Raw genomic sequence first — 669 nt, forward strand, 5'->3', positions numbered from 1 at the left:
CGCGCGCAGGCCAGGCGGCCGGCGGCGAAGGCGGCCTTGTTGGCCTCGACGGCCACGCCATTCAGTTCGATGGCCCGTTCCAGCGCCGCCAGGCCGACGGGGATCAGCCCGCGCTGCCAGGCAAAGCCCATCAGCAGTATATTGGCCATGATTGTGTCGCCCATCAGCTGGCGCGCCAGCACCTGGCCGTTGCATTCGGCGATGTGCTCCATGCCGACGGCGTGGCGCAGCTTGTCCATCAGGGCGCCCGCATGCTGCGACGCGTCCGGATCGCGCACCATGGCGGCGGTGGGAAACTGGTGCGTGTTGGCGACCACGCGCGTGTGGCCGTGGCGCAGGGTTTGCAGCGCGTCGGCGCTGGCGCCCACCACCATGTCGCAGGCCAGCATGGCATCGGTCTGGCCGATGTCGATGCGCGCCTGGTGCAGGTCTTCGCCGGCCAGGGCCAGGCGCACGAAGGACAGCACGGCGCCGCCTTTTTGCGCAAAGCCCATGAAGTCCAGCACCGACGCCTGCTTGCCTTCCAGGTGCGCCGCCATGGAGACCAGCGCGCCCACCGTCACCACCCCCGTGCCGCCGACGCCCGTCACCAGCAGGTTGAAGGGGCCGTGCCAGGCGTGCGGCGCGGGGAGGGGCAGGGCGGCAGCGGCGCGTCGCAGCGCTTGCGGG

The 669-nt window shown here is 71.4% G+C and carries 1 protein-coding gene; it reads right to left on the reverse strand.

The annotated features are described in order from the left end of the window. Window positions 1–669 (reverse strand): 2-oxoacid:acceptor oxidoreductase family protein (locus JaAD80_RS29155; protein ID WP_180979660.1); only part of this gene is annotated, 669 nt, incomplete at both ends.

Origin of the sequence: Janthinobacterium sp. AD80 (assembly GCF_002878455.1) — a bacterium.
Lineage (GTDB): Bacteria > Pseudomonadota > Gammaproteobacteria > Burkholderiales > Burkholderiaceae_D > Janthinobacterium.